We start from the raw sequence: 22,736 nt of genomic DNA, 5'->3' as shown, positions 1-22,736 counted from the left end.
TGCGTCAGCTCGCTGTGCCCGCCGCCAGGTTGACGGCGAGGTCGCTGTTGACGGTGAAGTACGGGCGGACGCCCGCCGTCGTCGGGTAGAGGTCGGTCTTGTTGCGGTCGACGATGTCGCCGGTGAGGCGGGCGATGCGAACGGGCTTGGCTCCGGCGGCCGTTCGCAGGGACAGGTCCCACGTGACGGCCTCGTCACCCTCGCGTGCCGCGCGCAGTCGCTCGTAGGGGAGGGTGAAGCGGAAGGTGTCGGGCGTCGGTGTCTCGACGTCCACGGTGACGCCGGCGGCGTTGTCGCCGCGCGGCGCGCCGATGACGGCCGGTGTCTCGTCGCCCGTCAACTCCAGGCCGTACAGGGTGCCTTCGACGGTGAGCGCGTCGTCCGCCGCCCGTACGGTGCGGGCTTCGGCGTGGGCCTCGCGGTGCCAGGCGCGCAGGGCGAGGTAGCCGTCGACGGTCGGGTAGGGCACCCACCAGGTGAACGGGCCGCCGGGCAGCGGCTCCAGGCCGAGCAGGCCGCGGCCTTCGGCGAGGTGGGCCACCACGCGGCGGCGGGCCTTGTCGTCGGCGCGGACCACGTGCAGGTCCCAGCGGCCCTCGCCCAGGCGCATGGTCGTGCGGTCGAGCACGGCGGTGTACGGGCCGCGCCCGTCGGCGGCGGGCTGCAGGGGGACCTCGACGGGCTTGCCCTCCTTGCGGCGGGTGACGGTCAGGGTCAGCTTCTCGCCGCTGACGCCCTTGCGCTGGACCGAGACGAGGATGTTGCCGTCGGCGTCGACGCGGCACGAGGCGACCGGGCGCAGCGGCTTGCCGGCGGTGTCCTTCGGGGCCTTCTTCGCCTGCGGGGTGGCGGGGGCGGCGGCCGGCCGGCGGCGCAGGGGCCGGACCAGCTTGCCGACGGCGCGCCGCAGCCGCCTGGCGAGCGGCAGGGGCTTGGGCGCCGCGGTGGGCTTCGGGGCGGGCCGGGCCGCAGGGGCGCTCGCGGCGTCCGCGTCCGGGGTCGCCGTCACGTCCGCGTCCGTGTCCGGGGTTGCGGCGGTGCGCGGGCCGCCCAGGCTGTCGATGAGCTCCAGGTAGGCGTCGGCGATGCGTTCGGGGGCGTAGCGCTGGGCGGAGGCGCGGGCGGCGGCGCCCATGGTGCGGCGCAGCTCGTCGTCCTCGATGAGTTTGAGCAGGCCCTTGGCGATGGCGTCGCTGTCGCCGACGGGGACGAGCAGGCCGTCCTCGCCGTCGGTGATGATCTCGCCGGGTCCGTGCGGGCAGTCGGTGGCGACGACGGGGACGCCGCAGCCCATGGCCTCGACGATCGTCATGCCGAACGACTCCTCGCGGGAGGTCACGGCGGCGATGGAGCCCTTGGCCCATTCGGTCTCGATGGGGGAGTGGGCGCCCATGAGGGTGATGGCCTCGTTCAGGCCGAGCGTGTCGATCTGCGTGCGCAGCTTGGCCAGCTCGGGGCCGCGGCCGTAGATGCGCAGCTTCCAGTCGGGGCGGGTGGCCGCGACGGTCTCCCAGGCCCGTACGAGCAGGTCGTAGCGCTTGACGGGGATGAGGCGGCCGGCGGCGACGACCAGCTTGGCGCTGGAGTCGGAGGGCTCGACCTCGGACGGGGGGCAGCCGTTGGGCAGGCAGACGATCTTCGTCCTGATGCCGGGGAACTGCTCGCGGTGGGTGGCCGCGTCCGCCTCGGAGACGGTGGTGTGGGCGTCGAGGCGGGGGATGGCGGCGTCCTGGCAGGCGCGGATGGTCGGCTCGTGGGTGCCGTAGATCCGGTGTTCCTGGCCGATGCGCAGGTAGCGGTCCTGTCCGAACTCGGCGAGGTACATCACCAGGCCGGGGCGGGTGGCGACGACGACGTCGGCGTCGGTCGTGGCCAGGTGCTCGGCGACGCGCTCGTCGGTGAGGGCGCTGAAGTGCGCGCCCTTGGCCTCGACCGGGGGGACGTGCTTGCTGTCCTGGTCGAGCAGCGGGTGGTCGCGGTCGGCGCCCTTCTCGGCGCGCCGGTCGATGAGGTTGACCAGCCGCACCTTGGGGTGAAGGGGGAGGCGGGGTTTGTCGCCGCTCCTGATGGTGGACACGATCTCCACGTCGTGCCGGGCGGCGAGGGCGCCGGCGACGTTGAACGTGGAGCGGATGGTGCCGCCGATGCCGTAGGCGTTCTGCAAAAGGAAAGAGATCTTCATGGCGTGTCTGCGCGACGCGCCGGGGGCGTCGCGCCGGTCCTTCCCCCTGGCCTGGGTGGTGTCCGGGTCTTCCCTTGCTGATCGGTCCGTCGGTTCCGGCGTGGTGCGAACCGCCGGTGGAGACCGTTGGGAGGGATTTCGATTGCCTGCGCAGCCTACATTGTGGCTTGGGTCACGCCGCAAGAAGGTGTGGAGGAGACCGCTCGGTGGGCGCTGGGAGGCGGAACGCGTGAGGGCGAAGGTGGCGGCGGTGGTGGTCTCGGCGGCCTTGGTGCTGGGCCTCGCGGCCGGCTGCGGCATCGGCCGGTCCGGCGGCGCGGGCGGCGGCACGGAGGAGGCGGGCGGGGCTGCGGAGGACAAGGACGAGCACGAGGCGGTGCGGGTGCTCGGCCACGCCCAGCTGCGTCACGCGGAGCTGGAGCCCCGGGAGGTGCCGGGCTTCCTGGTGGAGCGGGCGTCGGCGAGCACGGCGGGGCACGGTCTGCCCAGTACCGGCAGCCGGGAGTGCCGGCCGCTGGTGGTGGCGCTGGGCTCGCAGCCGCAGCCCGCGCCCGTGGCGTCGGTCGTGAACACCTTCGCCAAGGCCACCGGTGCGCAGGGCTTCCAGGGGCTGCTGGGCACGATCAGGGTCTCCACGTACGCGGGTGACGGTGCCCGGAGCACGGTGCGGGCGCTGCGGTCGGCGGCGGAGGACTGTGCGGGGGGCTTCGCGATGGAGACCGGCGAGGGCCAGCCACAGCGGTTCGAGGCGGTACGGGCGCTGCCGGCGCCGCACCTGGGTGACGAGGCGATGGCGTACCGCCTGGTCAACGCGGCGGAGCGGGCCCCGAGCCTGGTCACGGTCGTGCGGACGGGGGCGACGTTGTCGATGTTCTTCGCGACGCACTTGTCCGACCCGGGGGCCGTGGAGATCCCGCAGGCGCTGGTGGCGGCGCAGGTCGCGAAGGTGGAGGTGCTGCAGCGGGCGGAGCGGCCGCCCACGGCCCCGCCCCCGCACGCGGGCCCGGGGGCGGGGCCCGGTGAGGGCGGTGAGGCGGGGGACGGCGAGAACGACGGCGACGGCGGGGAGTAGGCCGAGCAGGCCGTGCGTCGCCGGCGGTCAGGTGTTCTCGGCCGGGGCCGGCGAGGGCTTGGCCTGGGGCTTGTCGGAGACCGTCTTGTCGGAGCCCTTGTCGGACGCCTTCGCGGAGGGCTTGGCCGACGGCTTGGGCGAGACGGAGGCCGCGGCCAGGGCGTTGGCCCGGTACATGATCCGGCGGAAGGTGTAGCCGGCGACGTCCCGGCCGGCCTGCAGGGCCTTGGTGTCGTCGGAGGTGACGGCGCTGCCGTTGGTGTAGCCGGCGACGGTGAAGTAGGCGTAGCGGCCCTCGGCATTCGCCGTGAGCCGGCAGGCGGTGGCGCGGCAGAAGGCGGGGCCGTCGTCCCCGGAGAGGGCGGTGATGTTGCCGGTGGCCTGCTCCTTCGCCTTGTCGGCGGCGGCCTTGTCGGCGAAGACGGCCACGCCGACGGTGACGGCGACGCCGTCCCGCTCGTAGGTGGAGCGCAGCACCTTCTGGCAGCCGTTGTCGGCGAGGACCTGGCCCAGGCCGCCCTGGGCGGCGGAGGCGCAGTCGGTGGTGGTGTCCTGGGCCAGCCGCTTGTAGGTGCGCTTGTCGAGGACGGGCTTGGTGTGCGGGAAGAGCGTCTTGGTGGAGAGCGGCGCCGTGTCCTTCTCCTCGGTGGCGATGAACTCGCGCGGGTTGGGCGGGGCCACCTGCGAGAACGTCGGCTCGGGGGAGCCCGCGGAGGCGCTGGGCAGCTTCTCGGGGGAGGGCAGGGCCTTGTCGTCGCCCTTGCCGGACATCATCACGGCGGTGGCCACGATCGCGGCGATCGCGCCGGCGGCCAGGACGCCGCCGCCGGCCAGCAGCCAGGTGCGGCGGCGGCCGCGGGCGGCGGTCTCGTCGGCGAGCCGTCCCCAGTCGGGGGTGGCCGCCTGGCCGGGTATCTGCTGCTGCCAGGGGGCGCCCGGTGCCGCGCCCGGCGGTATCTGCGGAAGCGGCTGGGGCGCAGGGGGCTGTGGAGACCCCTGCGGTGCCTGGGGCGCATGAGGCGGCGGCCCCCACGGCGGCGTGGACGGCTGATCCCCCGGGGCCCCCTGCGGCCCTCCCTGCCCAAAGCTCATGGCGTGCATCGTAAACCGGTTGGGCGAGTGCCCCGGGAGCGGAGAGAATCCCCGCATGGGACATGTGGAAGCGGCACATCTGGAGTACTACCTGCCGGACGGCAGGGCCTTGCTGGGCGATGTGTCGTTCCGCGTGGGCGAGGGGGCCGCGGTGGCCCTGGTGGGGGCCAACGGTGCGGGCAAGACCACGCTGCTGCGCCTGATCGCCGGGGAGCTCCAGCCGCACGGCGGCTCGGTCACCGTTACCGGCGGGCTCGGGGTGATGCCCCAGTTCGTGGGGTCCGTGCGGGACGATCGTACGGTCCGTGACCTGCTGCTCACGGTCGCCCAGCCGCGGATCCGGCAGGCGGCCGCGGCCGTGGACGCGGCCGAGCACGCGATCATGACGGTGGACGACGAGGCCGCGCAGATGGCCTATGCGCAGGCCCTGTCCGACTGGGCCGAGGCGCACGGCTACGAGGCCGAGACCGTGTGGGACATGTGCACCATGGCGGCGCTCGGCGTGCCCTACGAGCAGGCCCAGTGGCGGCAGGTGCGCACCCTCTCCGGCGGGGAGCAGAAGCGTCTGGTGCTGGAGTCGCTGCTGCGCGGCACCGACGAGGTGCTCCTGCTGGACGAGCCGGACAACTACCTCGACGTCCCCGGCAAGCGCTGGCTGGAGGAGAGGCTGCGCGAGACGAAGAAGACGGTCCTCTTCGTCTCCCACGACCGCGAGCTGCTGGCCCGCTCCGCCGAGAAGATCATCAGCGTCGAGCCGGGCCCGGCGGGCAGCGACGTCTGGGTGCACGGCGGCGGCTTCGGCACGTACCACGAGGCCCGCAAGGAGCGCTTCGCCCGCTTCGAGGAGCTGCGCCGCCGCTGGGACGAGAAGCACGCCCAGCTGAAAAAGCTGGTGATCAACCTGCGGCAGGCCGCGGCGGTCAGCCACGAGATGGCCTCCCGCTACGCCGCCGCCCAGACCCGGCTGCGCAAGTTCGAGGAGGCGGGGCCGCCGCCGGAGCCGCCGCGCGAGCAGGACATCCGCATGCGGCTGCGCGGCGGACGCACCGGCGTGCGCGCGGTGACCTGCGCCGGCCTGGAGCTCACCGGTCTGATGAAGCCGTTCGACCTGGAGATCTTCTACGGCGAGCGGGTCGCGGTGCTGGGCAGCAACGGCTCGGGGAAGTCCCACTTCCTGCGCCTGCTCGCGGGCGAGGACGTGGCGCACACGGGCCAGTGGAAGCTGGGCGCCCGGGTGGTCCCCGGCCACTTCGCCCAGACGCACGCGCACCCCGAGCTGATGGGCCGCACGCTCGTGGACATCCTGTGGACCGAGCACGCCAAGGACCGCGGCGGCGCGATGTCGGTGCTGCGCCGGTACGAGCTGGAGAAGCAGGGCGACCAGCCCTTCGAGAAGCTCTCCGGCGGCCAGCAGGCCCGCTTCCAGATCCTTCTGCTGGAGCTGGCCGGGACCACGGCCCTGCTGCTGGACGAGCCGACGGACAACCTGGACCTGGAGAGCGCGGAGGCGCTGCAGGAGGGGCTGGAGGCGTACGACGGGACGGTGCTGGCGGTGACGCACGACCGCTGGTTCGCCCGTTCCTTCGACCGTTTCCTGCTTTTCGGCGCGGACGGCAGGGTCCGCGAGGTGCCGGAGCCGGTGTGGGACGAGGGCCGGGTGGCGCGGGCCCGGTAGCGCGGCGTGGCGGCCGGTGGGATCATGACCGGTAGGACCGTGTTTTGACCCGGCAGGTGGGCTCCCGGTACTCTACGAGTTCGTTATGCGTATTGGCTTGGTCGTTCTCACGCGAGGGGCCCTTACGCTTGTCCGCCAGGATGGTCGTCGGCGGTCGGCACGCGGGTTGCGTCCCCGTTGTGCGGCCGGTTCCGTGTGATCGTCCAGTGCGGGCCGTGTCAGGACCCACTCACTGAAGAAGCGAAGGCTACGACCGTGCGTACGTACAGCCCCAAGCCCGGCGATGTCACGCGCCAGTGGCACATCATCGACGCGCAGGACGTCGTCCTGGGCCGTCTGGCCTCTCAGGCTGCCTCCCTGCTGCGCGGCAAGCACAAGCCCGTGTACGCCCCGCACATGGACATGGGTGACTTCGTCGTCATCATCAACGCCGACAAGGTGCACCTGTCCGGCAACAAGAAGACCCAGAAGATGGCCTACCGCCACTCTGGCTTCCCGGGTGGTCTGCGCTCCGTCCGTTACGACGAGCTGCTCGACAAGAACCCCGAGAAGGCCGTCGAGAAGGCGATCAAGGGCATGCTGCCCAAGAACTCCCTCGGCCGTCAGATGCTCTCGAAGCTGAAGGTCTACTCGGGCGACCAGCACCCGCACGCTGCCCAGCAGCCCGTGCCGTTCGAGATCACCCAGGTCAAGCAGGGCTAAGTCCCGGCCACCGCCGAACCAGAAAGTCTGAGGAGAATCGTGGCTGAGACCACCGCCGAGATGCCGGTCGAGGGCGTCGAGGAGTACACCAGCGAGACCGAGGTCGTGGAGTCGGAGTACACCTCCGAGTCCCTCGCCTCCCGCTTCGGCGACCCGCAGCCGGCTGCCGGCCTGGGTCGTCGCAAGAACGCCATTGCCCGCGTCCGGATCGTTCCGGGCTCCGGCAAGTGGAAGATCAACGGTCGCACCCTTGAGGACTACTTCCCCAACAAGGTGCACCAGCAGGAAGTCAACGAGCCCTTCAAGGTGCTTGAGCTCGACGACCGCTACGACGTCATCGCCCGCATCTCGGGTGGCGGCGTTTCCGGCCAGGCCGGCGCCCTGCGCCTCGGTGTGGCCCGCGCGCTGAACGAGGCGGACGTGGACAACAACCGCGGCCCGCTGAAGAAGGCCGGCTTCCTGAGCCGCGACGACCGTGCGGTCGAGCGCAAGAAGGCCGGTCTGAAGAAGGCCCGCAAGGCTCCGCAGTACAGCAAGCGCTAATCACGCGGCTTCGCTGCACTGCCCGAACGCCCCGGTCGGCACGATCCGTGCCGCCGGGGCGTTCGGCCATTACCGGTCAGGACTTGGTACGTATGTTCGGGGCCCGCTGGGCGGCCCCGCCCCGCTTTTTCGGAGGACACCTGTGGGACGACTCTTCGGTACGGACGGTGTGCGCGGTGTCGCCAACGCCGATCTGACGGCGGAGCTCGCGCTCGGCCTGTCGGTCGCCGCTGCGCATGTGCTCGCCGAGGCGGGGACCTTCGAGGGCCATCGCCCGGTGGCGGTGGTCGGCCGCGACCCGCGTGCGTCCGGTGAGTTCCTGGAGGCCGCCGTGGTGGCGGGTCTCGCCAGCGCCGGTGTGGACGTCCTGCGCGTCGGCGTGCTGCCCACGCCCGCCGTCGCCTACCTGACCGGTGCCCTCGGCGCCGACCTCGGCGTGATGCTCTCCGCGAGCCACAACGCCATGCCCGACAACGGCATCAAGTTCTTCGCCCGCGGCGGCCACAAGCTCGCCGACGAGCTGGAGGACCGCATCGAGCAGACCTACCGGGCGCACGCCTCCGGCGAGCCCTGGGACCGCCCCACCGGCGCCGGCGTCGGCCGCGTCAAGGACTACGACCAGGGCTTCGACAACTACGTCGCCCACCTGATCGGCGTCCTGCCCAACCGCCTCGACGGCCTCAAGGTCGTCATCGACGGCGCCCACGGCGCCGCCTCCCGCGTCTCGCCCGAGGCGTTCTCGCGCGCCGGCGCCGAGGTCATCACCATCGGCACCGAGCCCGACGGCCTCAACATCAACCACGAGTGCGGCTCCACCCACCTGGACAAGCTGCGCACCGCCGTCGTCGAGCACGGCGCCGACCTGGGCGTCGCCCACGACGGTGACGCCGACCGCTGCCTGGCCGTCGACGCCAAGGGCAACGAGATCGACGGCGACCAGATCCTCGCCGTGCTGGCGCTCGCCATGCGCGAGGCGGACTCGCTGCGCAAGAACACCGTCGTCGCCACCGTGATGTCCAACCTGGGCTTCAAGCTGGCCATGGAGCGCGAGGGCGTCCAGCTCGTCCAGACGGCGGTCGGCGACCGCTACGTCCTGGAGGAGATGAAGGCGAACGGCTTCGCCCTGGGCGGCGAGCAGTCCGGCCACGTCATCGTCCTCGACCACGCCACCACGGGCGACGGCACCCTGACCGGCCTGATGCTGGCCGCGCGCGTCGCCGCCACCGGCCGTTCGCTGGCCGACCTCGCGGGCGTCATGGAGCGCCTGCCGCAGGTGCTGATCAACGTCCGTGACGTCGACAAGTCCCGCGTCGGCTCCTCCGAGGAGCTCGCCGAGGCCGTCAACGCCGCCGAGCGCGAGCTGGGCTCCACCGGCCGGGTGCTGCTGCGCTCCTCCGGCACCGAGCCGCTCGTCCGGGTGATGGTCGAGGCCGCCGACATCGAGCAGGCGCGCACCGTCGCGCAGCAGCTGGCCGACGTCGTGAAGTCCGCCCTGGGCTAGGCCCCGCTCCTCCCGTCGCTCGCGCCGCCCCGCCCGGAAACCGCTCCGGGCGGGGCGGCGCGGGCGTCGGGCGGGGTCAGAGCTTGCGCAGCGACAGCCGCTGGACCTTGTGGTCCGGCCCCTTGCGCAGGATGAGGTTGGACCGGCCGCGGGTGGGCGCCACGTTCTCCAGCAGGTTCGGCTTGTTGATCGTGCGCCAGTTGCGGCGGGCGTAGTCCAGCGCCTCCTCCTCCGAGACCTGGGTGTAGCGCCGGAAGTAGGAGTCGGGGTCCTGGAAGGCCGTCGCGCGCAGCTTCTTGAACCGCTCGTAGTACCAGCGCTCGATGTCCTCGGCGCGCGCGTCCACGTAGACGCTGAAGTCGAAGAAGTCGACGAGGCCGACGCGGGTGAGCCCGTCCTTGCCGGGCAGGGCCGGCTGCAGGACGTTGAGGCCCTCGATGATCAGGATGTCCGGGCGGTGCACGGTCAGCCGCTCGCCGGGCACGATGTCGTAGATCAGGTGGGAGTAGACCGGTGCGGAGACCTCGTCCTTGCCGGCCTTCACGTCCGCGACGAACCGGGTCAGGGCGCGGCGGTCGTACGACTCGGGGAAACCCTTCCGCGACATCAGCCCCCGCGCGTGCAGCTCGGCGTTGGGCAGCAGGAAGCCGTCGGTGGTGACCAGCTCGACGCGCGGGTGCTCGGGCCAGCGGGCCAGCAGGGCCTGCAGCAGCCGGGCCGTGGTCGACTTGCCCACCGCCACGCTGCCGGCCACCCCTATGACGAAGGGCGTGCCGCGCTGGGCCCCCTTCTCGCCCAGGCTCTCGCCGAGGAAGGTGTTGAGCGTGCCGCGCAGGCTGCCGGTGGCCCCCACGTAGAGGTTGAGCAGCCGGGACAGCGGCAGGTAGATGTCGCGGACCTCGTCGAGGTCGATCACGTCACCGAGCCCGCGCAGCCGCTCGACCTCCTCCGCCGTCAGGGGCAGAGGGGTGTTCTCCCGCAGGGCGCTCCACTGCGCGCGGCTGAGGTCCACGAACGGGGACGAGTCTGCGCGGCGTCGTTGCTGCGGGTCCATGGTGGTCGGCACGGGCCCATTGTGCGCGCGTGCGGCCCCGGCGGGTGACTTCGGGGTCCGTTTCTGCCGTGACGGAAGGGGGTCGAGAGGTTCCTGTGGGTGAAGTTCTCTCGCGGGGTCTGTACCTACTCGCGGGTCAGGACTACGTTCCTCCCCCCGGTCCGCACGAGGCGAGGAGCTCTGCTCCGTGTTCGTTTTCTTTCTGGTTCTCCGGCTCGCCAGGAGGCGCGTACGGCGCCTCGTCCACCGTCGCTGTCCCGCCCCCGCCGCCCACGCCGCCCGCGCGGCCCGTCCGGACCTCGCCGGGCAGGTGTGCGGCGACCTCGCCGCCGAGCTGCCGGACGAGGACCTCGGCCAGGACCTCGACGACTGCCTCGACCGGTATGTCCTCGGCAGCAAACCGCGCTGCGAGGAGGTCGAGTACCTCGAACTCGTGCAGGAGGCCATCGACCGGATCGAGCGCGGCCGTTGACCCACGGGCGTCGGCCCCCGGGCCGTACGCTGCACCCCATGTGCGGAATCGTTGGCTATGTGGGAGGGCAGTCCGCCCTCGACGTCGTATTGGCAGGGCTGCGGCGGCTGGAGTACCGCGGCTATGACTCGGCCGGAGTGGCGGTGCCGGCGGACGGCGGGCTCGCCGCCGCCAAGAAGGCGGGCAAGCTCGCCAACCTGGAGAAGGAGCTGGCCGACCGGCCGCTCCCCTCCGGCACGACCGGCATCGGCCACACCCGCTGGGCCACCCACGGAGGCCCCACGGACGCCAACGCCCATCCCCACCTCGACAACCCCGGCCGCGTCGCCGTCGTCCACAACGGCATCATCGAGAACTTCGCCGCGCTGCGGGCCGAGCTGGCCGAGCGCGGCCACGTCCTGGAGTCGGAGACCGACACCGAGGTCGTCGCGCACCTCCTCTCCGAGGTCTTCTCCTCCTGCGGCGACCTCGCCGAGGCCATGCGGCAGGTCTGCCGCCGGCTGGAGGGCGCGTTCACGCTCGTGGCGGTGCACGCGGACGAGCCGGACGTGGTCGTGGGCGCGCGGCGCAACTCCCCGCTGGTCGTCGGCGTCGGCGACGGCGAGAACTTCCTCGCGTCGGACGTGGCGGCCTTCATCGCCCACACCCGGGAGGCGATCGAGCTCGGCCAGGACCAGGTCGTCGAGCTGCGCCGCGACGGCGTCACCGTGACCGGCTTCGACGGCACGCCGGCCGACGACGCCGTCCGCGCGTACCACGTCGACTGGGACGCCTCGGCCGCCGAGAAGGGCGGCTACGACTACTTCATGCTCAAGGAGATCGCCGAGCAGCCGCGGGCCGTCGCCGACACCCTCCTCGGCCGGATCGACGCCGCGGGCTCGCTGACCCTGGACGAGCTGCGGATCCCCGCGTCGGTGCTGCGGGAGGTCGACAAGGTCGTCATCGTGGCCTGCGGCACGGCCTACCACGCAGGGATGATCGCCAAGTACGCCATCGAGCACTGGACCCGCATCCCCTGCGAGACCGAGCTGGCCAGCGAGTTCCGCTACCGCGACCCGATCCTCGACCAGCGCACGCTCGTCATCGCCATCAGCCAGTCGGGCGAGACGATGGACACCCTCATGGCCCTGCGGCACGCGCGCGAGCAGGGGGCGAACGTCCTGGCCATCTGCAACACGAACGGCTCGACGATCCCGCGCGAGTCGGACGCCGTGCTGTACACGCACGCCGGGCCGGAGGTGGCCGTCGCCTCGACCAAGGCGTTCCTGACCCAGCTGGTGGCCTGCTACCTCGTCGCGCTGTACCTCGGCCAGGTGCGGGGCACCAAGTGGGGCGACGAGGTCGGCAGCGTGGTGCGCGAGCTGTCGGAGATCGCCGGGGAGGTGGAGGAGGTGCTGGAGACCATGGAGCCGGTGCGGGAGCTGGCCCGTTCCCTGGCCGGCAAGAACACCGTCCTCTTCCTCGGCCGCCACGTGGGCTACCCCGTGGCGCTGGAGGGCGCCCTGAAGCTCAAGGAACTGGCCTACATGCACGCCGAGGGCTTCGCCGCGGGCGAGCTCAAGCACGGTCCGATCGCGCTGATCGAGGACGACCTGCCGGTGGTGGTGGTCGTTCCCTCGCCGCGCGGCCGCTCCGTCCTCCACGACAAGATCGTCTCCAACATCCAGGAGATCCGGGCGCGCGGTGCGCGCACGATCGTCATCGCCGAACGCGGCGACGCGGCGGTGCGCCCCTACGCCGACCACCTGATCGAGGTCCCGCCGACCCCGGTGCTGCTGCAGCCCCTGGTGGCGACGGTGCCGCTGCAGGTCTTCGCCTGCGAGCTCGCCACGGCGCGCGGCAACGAGGTCGACCAGCCGCGCAACCTGGCGAAGTCGGTGACCGTCGAATGATCGTCGGAGTGGGCATCGACGTCGCGGAGATCGACCGCTTCGACGCCGCGCTGCAGCGGACGCCGGGGATGGCGGACCGGCTGTTCGTGGAGCGCGAGCTGTACCTGCCGAGCGGCGAACGGCGGGGCGTCGCCTCCCTGGCCGCCCGCTTCGCCGCCAAGGAAGCCTTGGCCAAGGCCCTGGGGGCGCCCCCCGGCCTGCTCTGGACCGACGCCGAGGTCGTCACGGAGGCCGGCGGCCGCCCGGCCCTCGTCGTGACGGGGACGGTGGCGGCACGGGCCGAGGCCCTGGGCGTGCGGAGCTGGCACATCTCGCTGAGCCACGACGCGGGGGTGGCGTCGGCGGTGGTGATCGCGGAGAAGTAGTCCTTGCGGGGGCGACGGTGAACGGTCCCTTGGGCAGGGGCCGTTCACCATTGTCCCGGGCGTGGGCGGCGGTACCGTTCTTGTGTCGTGTCAGAACGGAGCTCTGTATGCCCCCGCACAGTGACGACTACACCGGCGCGCGCATCGCGCGTGCGCGCAAGGTACGCCGCCTGACCCAGAGAGAGCTGGCGGAACTCTCCCACGTCTCCTACAGCACGCTGACGAAGGTGGAGCAGGGTGCCCTGCCCGCGAGCCCTTCCGTCACCGGGGCCCTGGCCCGCGCCCTCTCGGTGCCCGTCACCGAGCTGACCGGGCAGCCCTACCTGGACGAACTCCGGGCGGACCAGCTGGACGGGCTGATCCAGCCGATCCGCGAGGCGCTCAACATCTACGACCTCGGGGCCGACCCGGACGTGACGCCCCGCCCCGTGGAGGAGCTGGAAGCGCACGCCGAGGAGCTGTGCTCCATGGTCCGCGCGACGCGCATCAAGCAGGTCGCCGCGGACCTCCCCGGCCTGATCCACGAAGCCACCACCACGGCGCACACGACCCCCAAGGACCGCAACTGGCGCGTCCTCGCCAGTGCGTACCGCACTGCTTACGACGTGACCACGAAGCTCGGTTTCCCCGACCTCTGCACGGTCGCGCTGGACCGACTGGACTGGGCCGCACAGCGGGCCTCGGACCCGGTGCTGGGCGGAATGCGCCAGTACCTGCGGGCCCTGGCCTACCTCCGCGCCAGCGATTACCGCACGGGAAAGCGGCTCGTGGTGCTGGGAATGTCCACTTTGGCGCAGGCCGAGCCGGGTCGCGTCCGCGACGTCGTCACCGGGCAGTTGCACCTGGGCGCCGCCGTGCTGGCGGGCCGCGACAAGGATGAGACGGCCGCCGACGGCCACCTCGCCGAGGCGCGGCGGATCGCCGAGCGCACGGGCGCGGCCGAGAAGGTGCACTGGCTGTCCTTCGGCCCCACCAACGTCGTCGCCCACCGGGTGAGCGTCCTCGCCGAGCTCGACCGGTACCCCGAGGCCGTACGGGCCGCCGAGGAGAGTCCGCTCCCCGACGACTGGCCGCCCTCCCGCCGGGCTCACCACTACACCGAGGTCGCCCGCGCCGAGATGTGGACCGGCCGCACGGACGCGGCCTTCAAGAACCTGCAGCTGGCCCGCAAGGTGGCGCCGCAGCAGACGCGCTACCACCCGACCGTCCGGGAGACCTTCGCAGGACTGGAGTCGGCGAAGCGGCGCATGCCCGACAGTTTCAGCAACTACGGGGCCTGGCTGGGAAGATGACGGGCGGCAAGGCGTTGGCCGGGGCTATCAGTCACGTCTGACAGTTGGGGCCTTGTGGTGTCGGCAGGCTGTGAAGGTCAGAGGACCCCCGCGACCGCGCGAACGGTCCGGGGGCGTGGCCAACGCTGCTGAGGAGCGTCGACATGCGAGACCCTATCCGCCGCATCACCCGGTGGGCGAGAGCCCTTCTCGACGGCCACCGGCCGTCGAGGTCACCGGCCCCCGCAACGCCCGCACCGTGCACCCCGTACCGTGCGGTGATCACCGCGCACGGCATCGACCTCGTGGCGGTGCGCCCATGAGCGACGTGCCCGCCGAGAACTACCGTCTCTCCGCCCCCGTGGCGCCCGGCACCGCCCGGCTGGCCCGGGAGTTCGTGACCGCCTCCCTCATCGCGGCCGACCGGCGCCCGCTGATCGAGAACGCCCGGATCTGCGTCTCCGACGCCGTGACCAACGTCGTGCGCCACGCGCGCGTGCCCGAGCTCGCCGTCGAGGTGACGGTCCACGCCGGCCGCGTGGTCGTGGCCGTACGGGACGACGACCCCGGACGGCCCCCGTGGCCGCGGCAGCCGCACTCCGGCGAGGGCGACGGCAAGGGCATGGCCCTGCTGCGACGGCTGTCCCACGCTTCCGGCGTGACCTGGGTGTGGGACGAGCTCACGCCCGTGGGCAAGGAGGTCTGGTTCGAGCTGCGCGAAGGCGGTGGCACGGAGCTCGTTCCCACCGCAGACCGTGCAGGCCCGCACCCGTTCGTGATGACCGACGAGGAGGAACGCAGTGTTCAACCATGCTGATCGGCTCCCGGCCGACACGCCACTGTCGTCCGGCGCCGCGACCCCCGTGCCATGGGGCCTGCGCCGCATGGTGCCGCTTCGCAACGGATCACCGTCGGCCTGGCGGTACGCGGGCATCGATCCGGCCTCGCAGACCGGTCGGTGGGTCGGCGCGGACGGTGCGATGACTCCAGCTGAACTCGGCAAGCACGGCACTTCCGTCAACACCTATCCGCCCACGCAGGTCGGAAAGGACGGCAAGATGGACGCCGACTCCGGCCAGGACGCGACGCAGGACTAGGGGGAGCGTCATGGACGGACGCCCGGTGCTGGTCTGTACGCAGTACGAGGACGCGACAGCCGATCTGGTCATCGCGGAACTGAACCGGCGCCGGGTGCCCGTCCTCCGGTTCGATCCCGGTGAGGACTTCCCCGCCCGCGCGGTGCTCGCCGCCCGTACCGGGGCGGACGGATGGATCGGACGGCTCACGGTCGGGGACCGCACGGCGGACCTGTCCGCCACACGCGCCCTGTATCACCGGCGCCCGAACGCGTACGCGACGGACCGCGGCGGACAGGCCGTGCGGTTCGCCGCTCAGGAGAACCGGCGCGGACTGGGTGGTGTGCTCGGTGCGTTGCCGGGGTGCCTGTACCTGAGCCATCCACAGGCCATCGCGCGGGCGGAGTACAAGCCCGCGCAGTTGGACGCGGCGGTCCGGGAGGGGCTCACGGTCCCGGCCACCCTGATCACGAACGATCCGGCCGAGGCCAAGGTCTTCTGCGCCGAGCAGCCCAGCATCTACAAGCCTTTGCACGCGGGGGCGTACGACGTCGAGGGCGAGCCCGCCGCGATCTGGGCCGCCCCGGTTGCGCCGGGCGAGATCGACGGTGCTGTGAGCCACAGCGCGCACCTGTTCCAGGCGCAGGTGCCCAAGGTGGCGGACGTGCGCGCGGTTGTCGTGGGCGAGCAGGTCTTCAGTGCCCGGATCACCGCGCCACCCGGTGTCGTGGACTGGAGGGCCGAGTATCAGAGCCTCACCTACGAGCCTGTGGCTTGTCCGGAGGGGATGCGCGAGGCGCTCGTACGGTTCCTCGCCTCCTTCGGGCTGAGCTTCGGTGCCTTCGACTTCGCCGTGACCAGGGACGGCGCGTGGTGGTTCCTGGAGTGCAATCCCAACGGGCAATGGGCTTGGCTCGAAGGCGCGGTCGGCCTCCCGGTCACTGCCGCCATCGCGGACCTGCTGGAGAACGGAGTGAGCCTGCATGACTGACCTCCTGCCCTCGGAACACCTACGGGCCGGCCTCGCGCAACGGCTGTCCACGACCGGCGCTCTGCGATCTCCCGCGTGGGAAGCGGCCGTTCTGTGTGTGCCCCGTGAGGCGTTCCTCTCGCGCGGCTGGTTCGAGTACGAGGAGGGCGGGTGGTACCGGCCGGTGTCGGGGGACCCGGCTGACAGGCTTGTGAGGATCTACGAAGACGACACTCTGGTGACGCAGGTGGCCGGGGCCGTCTTCTCCGACCAGGTGGAGGGCCGCATCGCGGCGGCTCCTTCGTCGTCGTCCACCTTGCCGAGTCTGGTCGTGCGGATGCTCGAAGACCTGCGCGTGACCGAGGGGACGCGCGTCCTGGAGATCGGCACGGGCACGGGCTACTCGACGGCGCTGCTCTGCCATGTCGCCGGTGAGGGCAACGTGATCACCGTGGAGGTCGACGCGGAGGTGTCCGCCCGGGCCGGAATGGCGCTCGCGGGCGCTGGGTACCGGCCCACCCGGGTGGTCGGGGACGGGCTGGCGGGACACGAGGACGGCGGACGGTACGACCGCGTGATCGCCACCTGCGGCGTGCACACGGTGCCGGCCGAGTGGCTTGCGCAGACCCGGCCCGGCGGAGAGGTTCTGGTCACGGTCGGCGGGTGGATGCACGCTTCCGAGCTGGTACGGCTCACGGTCGCCGACGACGGCACGGCGAGCGGCACGGTCCTCGGCGGGCAGGTCTCGTTCATGCTGGCCCGCCCGCACCTCCCGCCGCCGCTGGGATTGCTGCCCGACCTCGACGACGGTGACGAGCGCCCCGCCCGGATCGTCCCGCAGGCCCTGGACGGCTGGACCGCTCGCTTCGTCGCCCAGCTCGCTTGCCCTCGTGCGCAGCGCATCACCTTGGACCGGGAGGGGCGCACGGAACACGTTCTGATCGACGTGGACGCGGGCGCCTGGGCGGCTCTGCGGGAGGAAGCCGGACGGTGGCTCGTGCGGCAGGGCGGCCCGGCGCGGCTCTGGGACGCGGTCGAGGATCACCTCGGCCGGTGGCGGGCGGACGGCGCCCCCGGCCCGGAGCGCTTCGAGATCACCGTGACCCCGGACGAGCAGATCATCACCTGGCCCTCCGCGTGACCGCGTGACCGCGTGACCGCGTGACCGCACCGAGCCCGGGCCCGGGCCCGCACCCCCGTGGCGCGTCCGGGCTCAGCCGTGCTCGTGACGTGATCCTCGTACCTCAAGCCGACTTGAGGTCAAGGCTTTCCCGAGCGCGCCGGAGGGTGGGGCGGTCCGGGCCCGTGTCATGGCGCAAGCTGGGGCACCGGCGGCTTTGACTCTCCAGCGACGGGAGACCCCAAGGTGGTGGACATGGACGACGGCACCCCGCTCTATTCCATCGGCGAACTGGCCCGGATGACCGGCCTGACGGTCAAGACGATCCGGTTCTGGTCCGATGCCGGCGTGGTGCCGCCGACCGACCGCACACCCGCGGGCTACCGGCTCTACGGGCCGCAGGCCCTGGCCCGGCTCGGCCTCGTCCGCACGCTGCGCGAACTCGGCGTCGGCCTCACCGCCATCCAGCGCGTGCTGGCGCGCGAGGTCACCGTCGCCGACGTCGCCGCCGTGCACGCCGAGGCTCTGGAGACGCAGATCCGCACCCTGCGGCTGCGCCGGGCCGTGCTCAGGGCGGTGGCCGGACGCGGGTCCACACCGGAGGAGTTGGAACTGATGCACAAGCTCGCGCACCTCACCGACGGGGAACGCCGCCGGCTGATAGAGGACTTCATCGACCACGCCTTCGACGGCCTGGACGTCGACCCCGGCTTCCTGGCCACGATGCGCAACGCCATGCCGATGCTGCCCGAGGACCCCTCGCCCGAGCAGATCGACGCCTGGGTGGAGCTCGCGGAGCTCGTCCAGGACGACGGTTTCCGGGCCGGCATGCGCAGGGCGGCCGACGACCAGATGCGGGCCTGGGCGGAGGCGGGCCGGCCGGGGGTCGAGGAGACGCGGCGGCAGGCGGATCTGATCAGGGAGCGGACGGGTGCGGCGCGGAAGGCGGGGATCGCGCCGCAGTCGCCGCAGGCCCGGCCGTTCGTCGACGACATCGTCGCGGCCTCGGCCGAGATGACGGGACGTCAGGACTCGCCGGAGTTCCGGGCGTGGCTCCTGGAGCAGCTGGAGAACGGCCACGACTCGCGCTACGAGCAGTACTGGCGGCTCCTCGCGGTGATCAACGGGTGGCGGCAGCCCGACATGGGTCCGGCCGTCGAGTGGCTGATCGCGGCGCTGCGGGCCGGGGGGCCCGCGGCCTGACGGGCCGGCGTCCGCCCGGCTCGGGGGTCCGGGCGGGCGCCTCGTCCGTGCGTCTTGCCGATCCCACCGCTCGCATGCGACGGCTGGCGTATCGTCTGGTCCGCTCGTAGCGCGGAGGGGGAGAGGCTGTGCACCCGGCGAGGGAACGCATTGCGGCGGTGTTCGGGAGGCGCCAGGGCAGTGGTTATCTGCTGGCGCCGAACGTCGTCCTGACCGCCGCGCACGTGGTGGGTGACTGCGACGCTCCCTCGGTGATCGTGCCCGGCGGGTCCGGCAGGGTCCGCTGCCGGGTGGCGTGGGCGCGGGACGACGACCGGCGGTGCGACGCCGCGCTGCTGGTCGCCGAGCGGGACCTGGTGCCGCCGCGGACCGCGGAGGCGTTCGAGCCGCTGGTCTGGGGCCGCGCCTACGACCTGCGCGCCTGGCCGGGCGCGCAGGCCATCGGCTACCCGCAGGTGCAGCGCGACGCCGGCGGCGAGCTCGACACCGAGCAGGTCCTCGGCACGCTCAAGCCGGGCAGCAATCTCCTCAGCGGGCGGCACGTCCTCGACAGCGAGTACGGCGCCCCCGGCGCCCCCGGCGCACCCGGCGACGGGGGCTCGCCGTGGGCGGGCATGTCGGGTGCGGCCGTGTTCGTGGACGGCCTGCTCGCCGGGGTGGTGTGCGCCGACCCGAACGGCTGGCGGCACGGCCGGCTGACGGTCACGCCGGCGGCGACGCTGTGGTCGGAGTTCAGCTTCCTCAGCGAGTGCCTGCTGGCGGGCCACAAGCCGGAGTCGCGCTCGCTGGCGTCGCCGCGGCAGCTGGAGATCGAGGCGTTCGAGCGGCGGCTGCGCGACTACGTCGTCGAGAAGTCCGGCGAGCTGACCATCATCGGGCTGACGCTCTCCGACGGCGAGGGCGAGACGTGGCCGCTCGACGCCGCCTACCTCAGCCTCGAACTCACCGGCGCCGCGCGGCCGGAGGCGCGTTCCGAGGGGACCTGCGCCGACGGCGGGCGGCGTGCGGTGCCCTCGCCGCAGCGTGCGGAGGAGGCGCTGGCGGGCCACCGGCGGGTGCTGCTCCGCGGTGCCGCCGGGTCGGGCAAGACCACGCTTCTGCAGTGGCTGGCCACGACGACCGCTCGGGGCGATCTGCCGCCGGGGCTCGGGCACTTGAGCGGCTGCATGCCGCTGATGCTGCCGCTGCGCACCCTCATCCGCAGAGGGTCGCTGCCGCAGCCGGAGGAGTTCCTCGCGGCCGCGGCCGGGCCGCTGGCCGGGGTGCCGGCGGCGCAGGGGTGGGTGACCGGCCGGCTGAACGAGGGCACGGCGCTGCTGCTGATCGACGGCGTCGACGAGGTGCCCGAGGCCGACCGCCGACGCACCCTCGCCTGGGTGAAGGACCTGCTGGCCGCCTATCCCGACGCCCGGTACGTCATCACGACGCGCCCGTCGGCCGTGCGCGAGGGCTGGCTGTCCGACGCCGGCTTCACGGAGCTGGAGCTGCTGCCGATGAGCCGCGGCGACGTGCTCGCCTTCATCGACCGCTGGCACACGGCGGCCGGGCAGGAGCACAGCGAGCGGCTACGGACGTTCAAGGAGTCGCTGAGCGCGGCCGTCGTCGCGAAACGGGACCTGGGCCGGCTGGCCACCAATCCCCTGATGTGCGCGCTGATCTGCGCCCTCAACCGCTCCCGCCGCGGCTACCTCCCGCACGGCCGCATGGAGCTCTACCGCGCGGCGCTCGACCTGCTGCTCATCCGGCGCGACCGCGAGCGCGAGATCGAGGTCGGCCTGGAGGGCCCGGAGCTGGAGCAGGCGCAGACCGCCCTCTTACAGAAGATCGCCTACTGGCTGATCCGCAACGGCCGTGCGGAGATCGAATGGCACAAGGCCGTGGAGATCCTCGACCGGGCGCTGCCCGCCATGCCGGCCGTCGCGGCGAAGGGCGGCGCGGAGGACATCCTGCGGCACCTGGTCGTGCGCAGCGGCCTGCTGCGGCAGCCGACGAGCGAGACCCTCGACTTCATCCACCGCACGTTCCAGGACTACCTGGGCGCCCAGGCCGCCGTCGACGACTGGGACTTCGACCTGCTCGTCAACCACGCGCACGACGACCAGTGGGAGGACGTCCTGCGCATGGCCGTCGGCCACGCCCCGCCGCGCGCCCGGGCGGAGCTGCTGCACAAGCTGCTGGAGCGCGGCGACGCCGAGGACGCCAACAGGCACCGTCTGCACCTGCTGGCCGCGGCCTGCCTGGAGCAGGTGGCCGAGGTCGACCCGGACGTCCGCACCCGGGTCGAGAAGGCCGCCGCCGAGCTGGTGCCCCCGCGCGACACGCAGTCGGCCAAGGCCCTGGCGGAGGCGGGCCGGATCGTCCTGGACCTGCTGCCGGGCCCGGAGGGCCTGTCCGACGAGGTGGCCCACGCGGTGGTGGTGGCGGCCACGACGGTGGCGGACGACCGTGCCATCCCCCTCCTGTCGCGCTACGCCACCCACCCCTCGCGCCAGGTGCGCGCCCAGCTGGCCTGGGCGTGGGACCGCTTCGACACGGACCACTACGCGCACGCCGTGATCGGCCGCCTCCCGTACGACGACGGCCTGGCGTTCGTGGTCAAGAACAGCGCCCACGAAGACGCCCTCCGGAGACTGGGCGGCCGGCCGGAGGTGTGGTTCCGCGGCACGTCTGGGGGAGGCGGCCCTAAGGACTGACGTCCAGGACTCGTACCGGCTGTCCTGCCCAGCGGCTGGGAGCGGTGGTGGCGACGAACGCGCCGTCGGGGCGTTCGGCGGTGGGCCCGGCTGCGTACTGCGCGTGTGCGACGGCCCAGGTGTCCTGGCCGGCGATGGCCAGAGCCCCGGGCAGGTCCAGGCCGAGGACGATGATGCCGGGCAGCGCGGCGATGTGCTCGGCCGTGCCGGGGCGGGCCCGGTCGGCTTCCACCAGGGCGCACGCGGGGGCGTACAGGTGCCAGTCCGCCTCGGTGTGTGCCCGGTGGATCAGCCGGGAGGTCATGGCGTTGCCCTGGCCGGCTGCCACCATGGCGGTGTCGTCGAGCACGACGTGGACATGGTCGCTCACCGGGACGCCTCCGCGAGGCGCCGGTCCAGCTCGGAGTCGAGCCGGGCTTCCTCCTCGGGGGTGGGGTCGTAGCCGTTCCATTCCTGCAGGAGCCGACGCGCGCGTTCGGCTTGCTCGGCGCGCTCGGCAGGAGTGAGAACGCTGGCGGCGAGGCGCGCCAGATAGGCGCGCAGGGACATGCCTTCGGCAGCGGCGACCTCGGCGAGGCGGTCGCGTGCTTCGGCGGGAATGCGAATGTTGGCGTCGGCCATGGGGCTGTCCTTCCACTCGCCGCCGAGGATACGGGTACGCACCCGTACCCGTCGGGCTCCGCTACGGGAGTCACCCGATCGAGACGTCCCGCCACACCCCCCGCAGCTCCTCCGCCACACCCAGTGCCGTGATCGGGGCGGCTCCCAGTTCCCGGGCCGCCAGGCCGTGCAGGTACGCGCCCACCGATGCGGCGTCCCGTCCCGTCAGTCCCGCCGCCAGCAGGGAGCCGGTCAGGCCGGACAGGACGTCTCCGCTGCCGGCCGTCGCCAGCCAGGGGGTGCCGGTGGGGTTGACCCGGACCGCCGGGTGCGTGGTGGAGGCGATCAGGGTCGTGGAGCCCTTGAGCAGGGCGGTGACGCCGAAGCGGCGGGCCAGTTCGCGGGCGGCCGGCAGGCGGGCCGCCTCGACCTCCTCGCGGGACAGGCCCAGCAGGGCGGCCGCCTCTCCGGCGTGCGGGGTCAGGACCGTCGCGGCGGAGCGGGACCGCACGGTGTGCGGGTCCAGCAGGCGCAGGCCGTCGGCGTCGATCAGGACGGGGACGTCCGACGCCAGGACGTCCTCCAGTGCCTGCCGGGCGTCCGCGCCGTCCCCCAGGCCCGGCCCGGCCACCCACGCCTGGACGCGGCCCGCCTTCGACGGGGGCCCCGTCGTCACCAGGGTCTCCGGGAAGCGGGCGATCACCGCCTCCGCCGCCGGCCCCGCGTAGCGGACGGCGCCCGCGCCGCCCGCCAGGGCGCCGGCCACGGCCAGCACCGCCGCGCCCGGGTAGCGGGCCGAACCGGCCACGACGCCCACGACGCCCCGGCGGTACTTGTCGCTCTCGGCGGCCGGCCGGGGCAGCAGCGCGGCCACGTCCGCGTGCTGCAGGGCCTCCAGGTCCGGCTCGGCCGGCAGGTGCGGCCCCAGCCCGATGTCCACCAGCCGCAGCGCACCCGCGTGCTCGCGCGCCGGATCGATGAGCAGTCCCGGCTTGTACGTGCCGAAGGTGACCGTCGCGTCCGCCCGTACCGCCGCCCCGCGCACCTCGCCGCTGTCCGCGTCGACGCCGCTCGGCAGGTCGACGGCGAGGACCGGTGCGCCCCCGTCCTCCGCCGCCCGCACCAGGGCCTGCGCCTCGGGCCGCAGGCCGCCGCGGCCCCCGATCCCGACGATGCCGTCGACGACCAGGTGCGCGCGGGCGAGCGCCCGCCCGGTGGCCGGCCCGTCCGTGGCGGGCACGGCCCGGCCCCCC

Annotated in this window: 21 protein-coding genes; 15 read left to right on the top strand and 6 right to left on the bottom strand. The window is 73.0% G+C overall.

Annotated features, from left to right (window positions below; genetic code table 11):
- Positions 1-4 precede the first annotated feature (4 nt).
- Positions 5-2,182 carry a glycosyltransferase gene (locus LE181_RS22515; protein ID WP_225663330.1) on the bottom strand — a complete coding sequence of 726 codons (2,178 nt, stop codon included), beginning with the start codon at positions 2,180-2,182 and terminating at the stop codon, positions 5-7.
- A 229-nt stretch (positions 2,183-2,411) separates the two neighbouring features.
- Here LE181_RS22515 and LE181_RS22510 point away from each other — a divergent pair, with 229 nt between their 5' ends.
- Positions 2,412-3,254 carry a hypothetical protein gene (locus LE181_RS22510; protein ID WP_225663329.1) on the top strand — a complete coding sequence of 281 codons (843 nt, stop codon included), beginning with the start codon at positions 2,412-2,414 and terminating at the stop codon, positions 3,252-3,254.
- Positions 3,255-3,281: 27 nt separating this feature from the next.
- Here the strand turns inward: LE181_RS22510 and LE181_RS22505 are convergent, their stop codons facing one another.
- On the bottom strand, positions 3,282-4,346 hold the full coding sequence (locus tag LE181_RS22505) for a hypothetical protein (RefSeq protein WP_225663328.1): 1,065 nt from the start codon (positions 4,344-4,346) through the stop codon (positions 3,282-3,284).
- Positions 4,347-4,401: 55 nt separating this feature from the next.
- On the opposite strand from LE181_RS22505, the gene LE181_RS22500 reads away from it, so the two are divergent.
- The 4 genes from LE181_RS22500 to glmM all read left to right on the top strand — a co-directional run bounded on the left by LE181_RS22500 (position 4,402) and on the right by glmM (position 8,767).
- On the top strand, positions 4,402-6,021 hold the full coding sequence (locus tag LE181_RS22500; protein WP_225663327.1) for an ABC-F family ATP-binding cassette domain-containing protein: 1,620 nt from the start codon (positions 4,402-4,404) through the stop codon (positions 6,019-6,021).
- Positions 6,022-6,276: 255 nt separating this feature from the next.
- Complete coding sequence (gene rplM / locus LE181_RS22495; protein ID WP_071964527.1) at positions 6,277-6,723, top strand: 50S ribosomal protein L13; 447 nt, start codon at positions 6,277-6,279, stop codon at positions 6,721-6,723.
- A 39-nt stretch (positions 6,724-6,762) separates the two neighbouring features.
- Entirely contained in the window at positions 6,763-7,266 is a 504-nt protein-coding gene (gene rpsI / locus LE181_RS22490) for a 30S ribosomal protein S9 (protein WP_190111576.1), read from the top strand.
- A gap of 142 nt (positions 7,267-7,408) precedes the next feature.
- A complete protein-coding gene (gene glmM / locus LE181_RS22485) occupies positions 7,409-8,767 on the top strand; it encodes a phosphoglucosamine mutase (RefSeq protein ID WP_225663326.1) in 1,359 nt (452 codons plus the stop codon).
- A gap of 76 nt (positions 8,768-8,843) precedes the next feature.
- Here the strand turns inward: glmM and coaA are convergent, their stop codons facing one another.
- A complete protein-coding gene (gene coaA / locus LE181_RS22480) occupies positions 8,844-9,821 on the bottom strand; it encodes a type I pantothenate kinase (protein WP_225663351.1) in 978 nt (325 codons plus the stop codon).
- A 187-nt stretch (positions 9,822-10,008) separates the two neighbouring features.
- Here coaA and LE181_RS22475 point away from each other — a divergent pair, with 187 nt between their 5' ends.
- The 10 genes from LE181_RS22475 to LE181_RS22430 all read left to right on the top strand — a co-directional run bounded on the left by LE181_RS22475 (position 10,009) and on the right by LE181_RS22430 (position 20,883).
- Positions 10,009-10,293 (top strand): hypothetical protein, encoded by a 285-nt coding sequence (locus tag LE181_RS22475; protein WP_225663325.1) that lies wholly within the window; start codon positions 10,009-10,011, stop codon positions 10,291-10,293.
- A gap of 38 nt (positions 10,294-10,331) precedes the next feature.
- Complete coding sequence (glmS, locus tag LE181_RS22470) at positions 10,332-12,185, top strand: glutamine--fructose-6-phosphate transaminase (isomerizing) (RefSeq protein WP_225663324.1); 1,854 nt, start codon at positions 10,332-10,334, stop codon at positions 12,183-12,185.
- The gene (locus LE181_RS22465) at positions 12,182-12,550 is read left to right on the top strand and encodes a holo-ACP synthase (protein ID WP_225663323.1); all 369 of its coding nucleotides are present in this window, start codon (positions 12,182-12,184) and stop codon (positions 12,548-12,550) included. Before glmS ends, LE181_RS22465 begins: the two co-directional genes overlap by 4 nt.
- 107 nt (positions 12,551-12,657) lie before the next feature.
- Positions 12,658-13,842, top strand: a complete 1,185-nt coding sequence (locus LE181_RS22460; RefSeq protein ID WP_225663322.1) for a helix-turn-helix domain-containing protein — start codon at positions 12,658-12,660, stop codon at positions 13,840-13,842.
- 298 nt (positions 13,843-14,140) lie between these two features.
- On the top strand, positions 14,141-14,638 hold the full coding sequence (locus tag LE181_RS22455) for an ATP-binding protein (RefSeq protein WP_225663321.1): 498 nt from the start codon (positions 14,141-14,143) through the stop codon (positions 14,636-14,638).
- On the top strand, positions 14,622-14,918 hold the full coding sequence (gene tgmA / locus LE181_RS22450) for a putative ATP-grasp-modified RiPP (RefSeq protein WP_308103224.1): 297 nt from the start codon (positions 14,622-14,624) through the stop codon (positions 14,916-14,918). The genes LE181_RS22455 and tgmA overlap by 17 nt, the downstream gene beginning before the upstream one ends.
- 10 nt (positions 14,919-14,928) lie before the next feature.
- Complete coding sequence (tgmB, locus tag LE181_RS22445) at positions 14,929-15,888, top strand: ATP-grasp ribosomal peptide maturase (protein WP_225663320.1); 960 nt, start codon at positions 14,929-14,931, stop codon at positions 15,886-15,888.
- Positions 15,881-17,008, top strand: coding sequence for an ATP-grasp peptide maturase system methyltransferase (gene tgmC / locus LE181_RS22440; protein WP_225663319.1), 1,128 nt, complete (start codon positions 15,881-15,883; stop codon positions 17,006-17,008). Before tgmB ends, tgmC begins: the two co-directional genes overlap by 8 nt.
- 234 nt (positions 17,009-17,242) lie before the next feature.
- Positions 17,243-18,190, top strand: coding sequence for a MerR family transcriptional regulator (locus LE181_RS22435; protein ID WP_225663318.1), 948 nt, complete (start codon positions 17,243-17,245; stop codon positions 18,188-18,190).
- A 158-nt stretch (positions 18,191-18,348) separates the two neighbouring features.
- Positions 18,349-20,883, top strand: a complete 2,535-nt coding sequence (locus LE181_RS22430) for a serine protease (RefSeq protein ID WP_225663317.1) — start codon at positions 18,349-18,351, stop codon at positions 20,881-20,883.
- On the opposite strand, the gene LE181_RS22425 is transcribed toward LE181_RS22430, so the two are convergent.
- From LE181_RS22425 to LE181_RS22415, 3 genes are all read right to left on the bottom strand, one after another.
- Positions 20,873-21,253, bottom strand: a complete 381-nt coding sequence (locus LE181_RS22425; protein ID WP_225663316.1) for a PIN domain-containing protein — start codon at positions 21,251-21,253, stop codon at positions 20,873-20,875. The genes LE181_RS22430 and LE181_RS22425 overlap by 11 nt on opposite strands.
- Complete coding sequence (locus LE181_RS22420; protein ID WP_225663349.1) at positions 21,250-21,504, bottom strand: hypothetical protein; 255 nt, start codon at positions 21,502-21,504, stop codon at positions 21,250-21,252. The genes LE181_RS22425 and LE181_RS22420 overlap by 4 nt, the downstream gene beginning before the upstream one ends.
- Positions 21,505-21,574: 70 nt before the next feature.
- A partial coding sequence (locus LE181_RS22415) for an NAD(P)H-hydrate dehydratase (protein ID WP_225663315.1) occupies positions 21,575-22,736 on the bottom strand: 1,162 nt, incomplete at its 5' end.

Source organism: Streptomyces sichuanensis, assembly GCF_020328095.1.
Lineage (GTDB): Bacteria > Actinomycetota > Actinomycetes > Streptomycetales > Streptomycetaceae > Streptomyces > Streptomyces cinnamoneus.
This window is presented reverse-complemented; position numbering and strand designations above follow the sequence as displayed.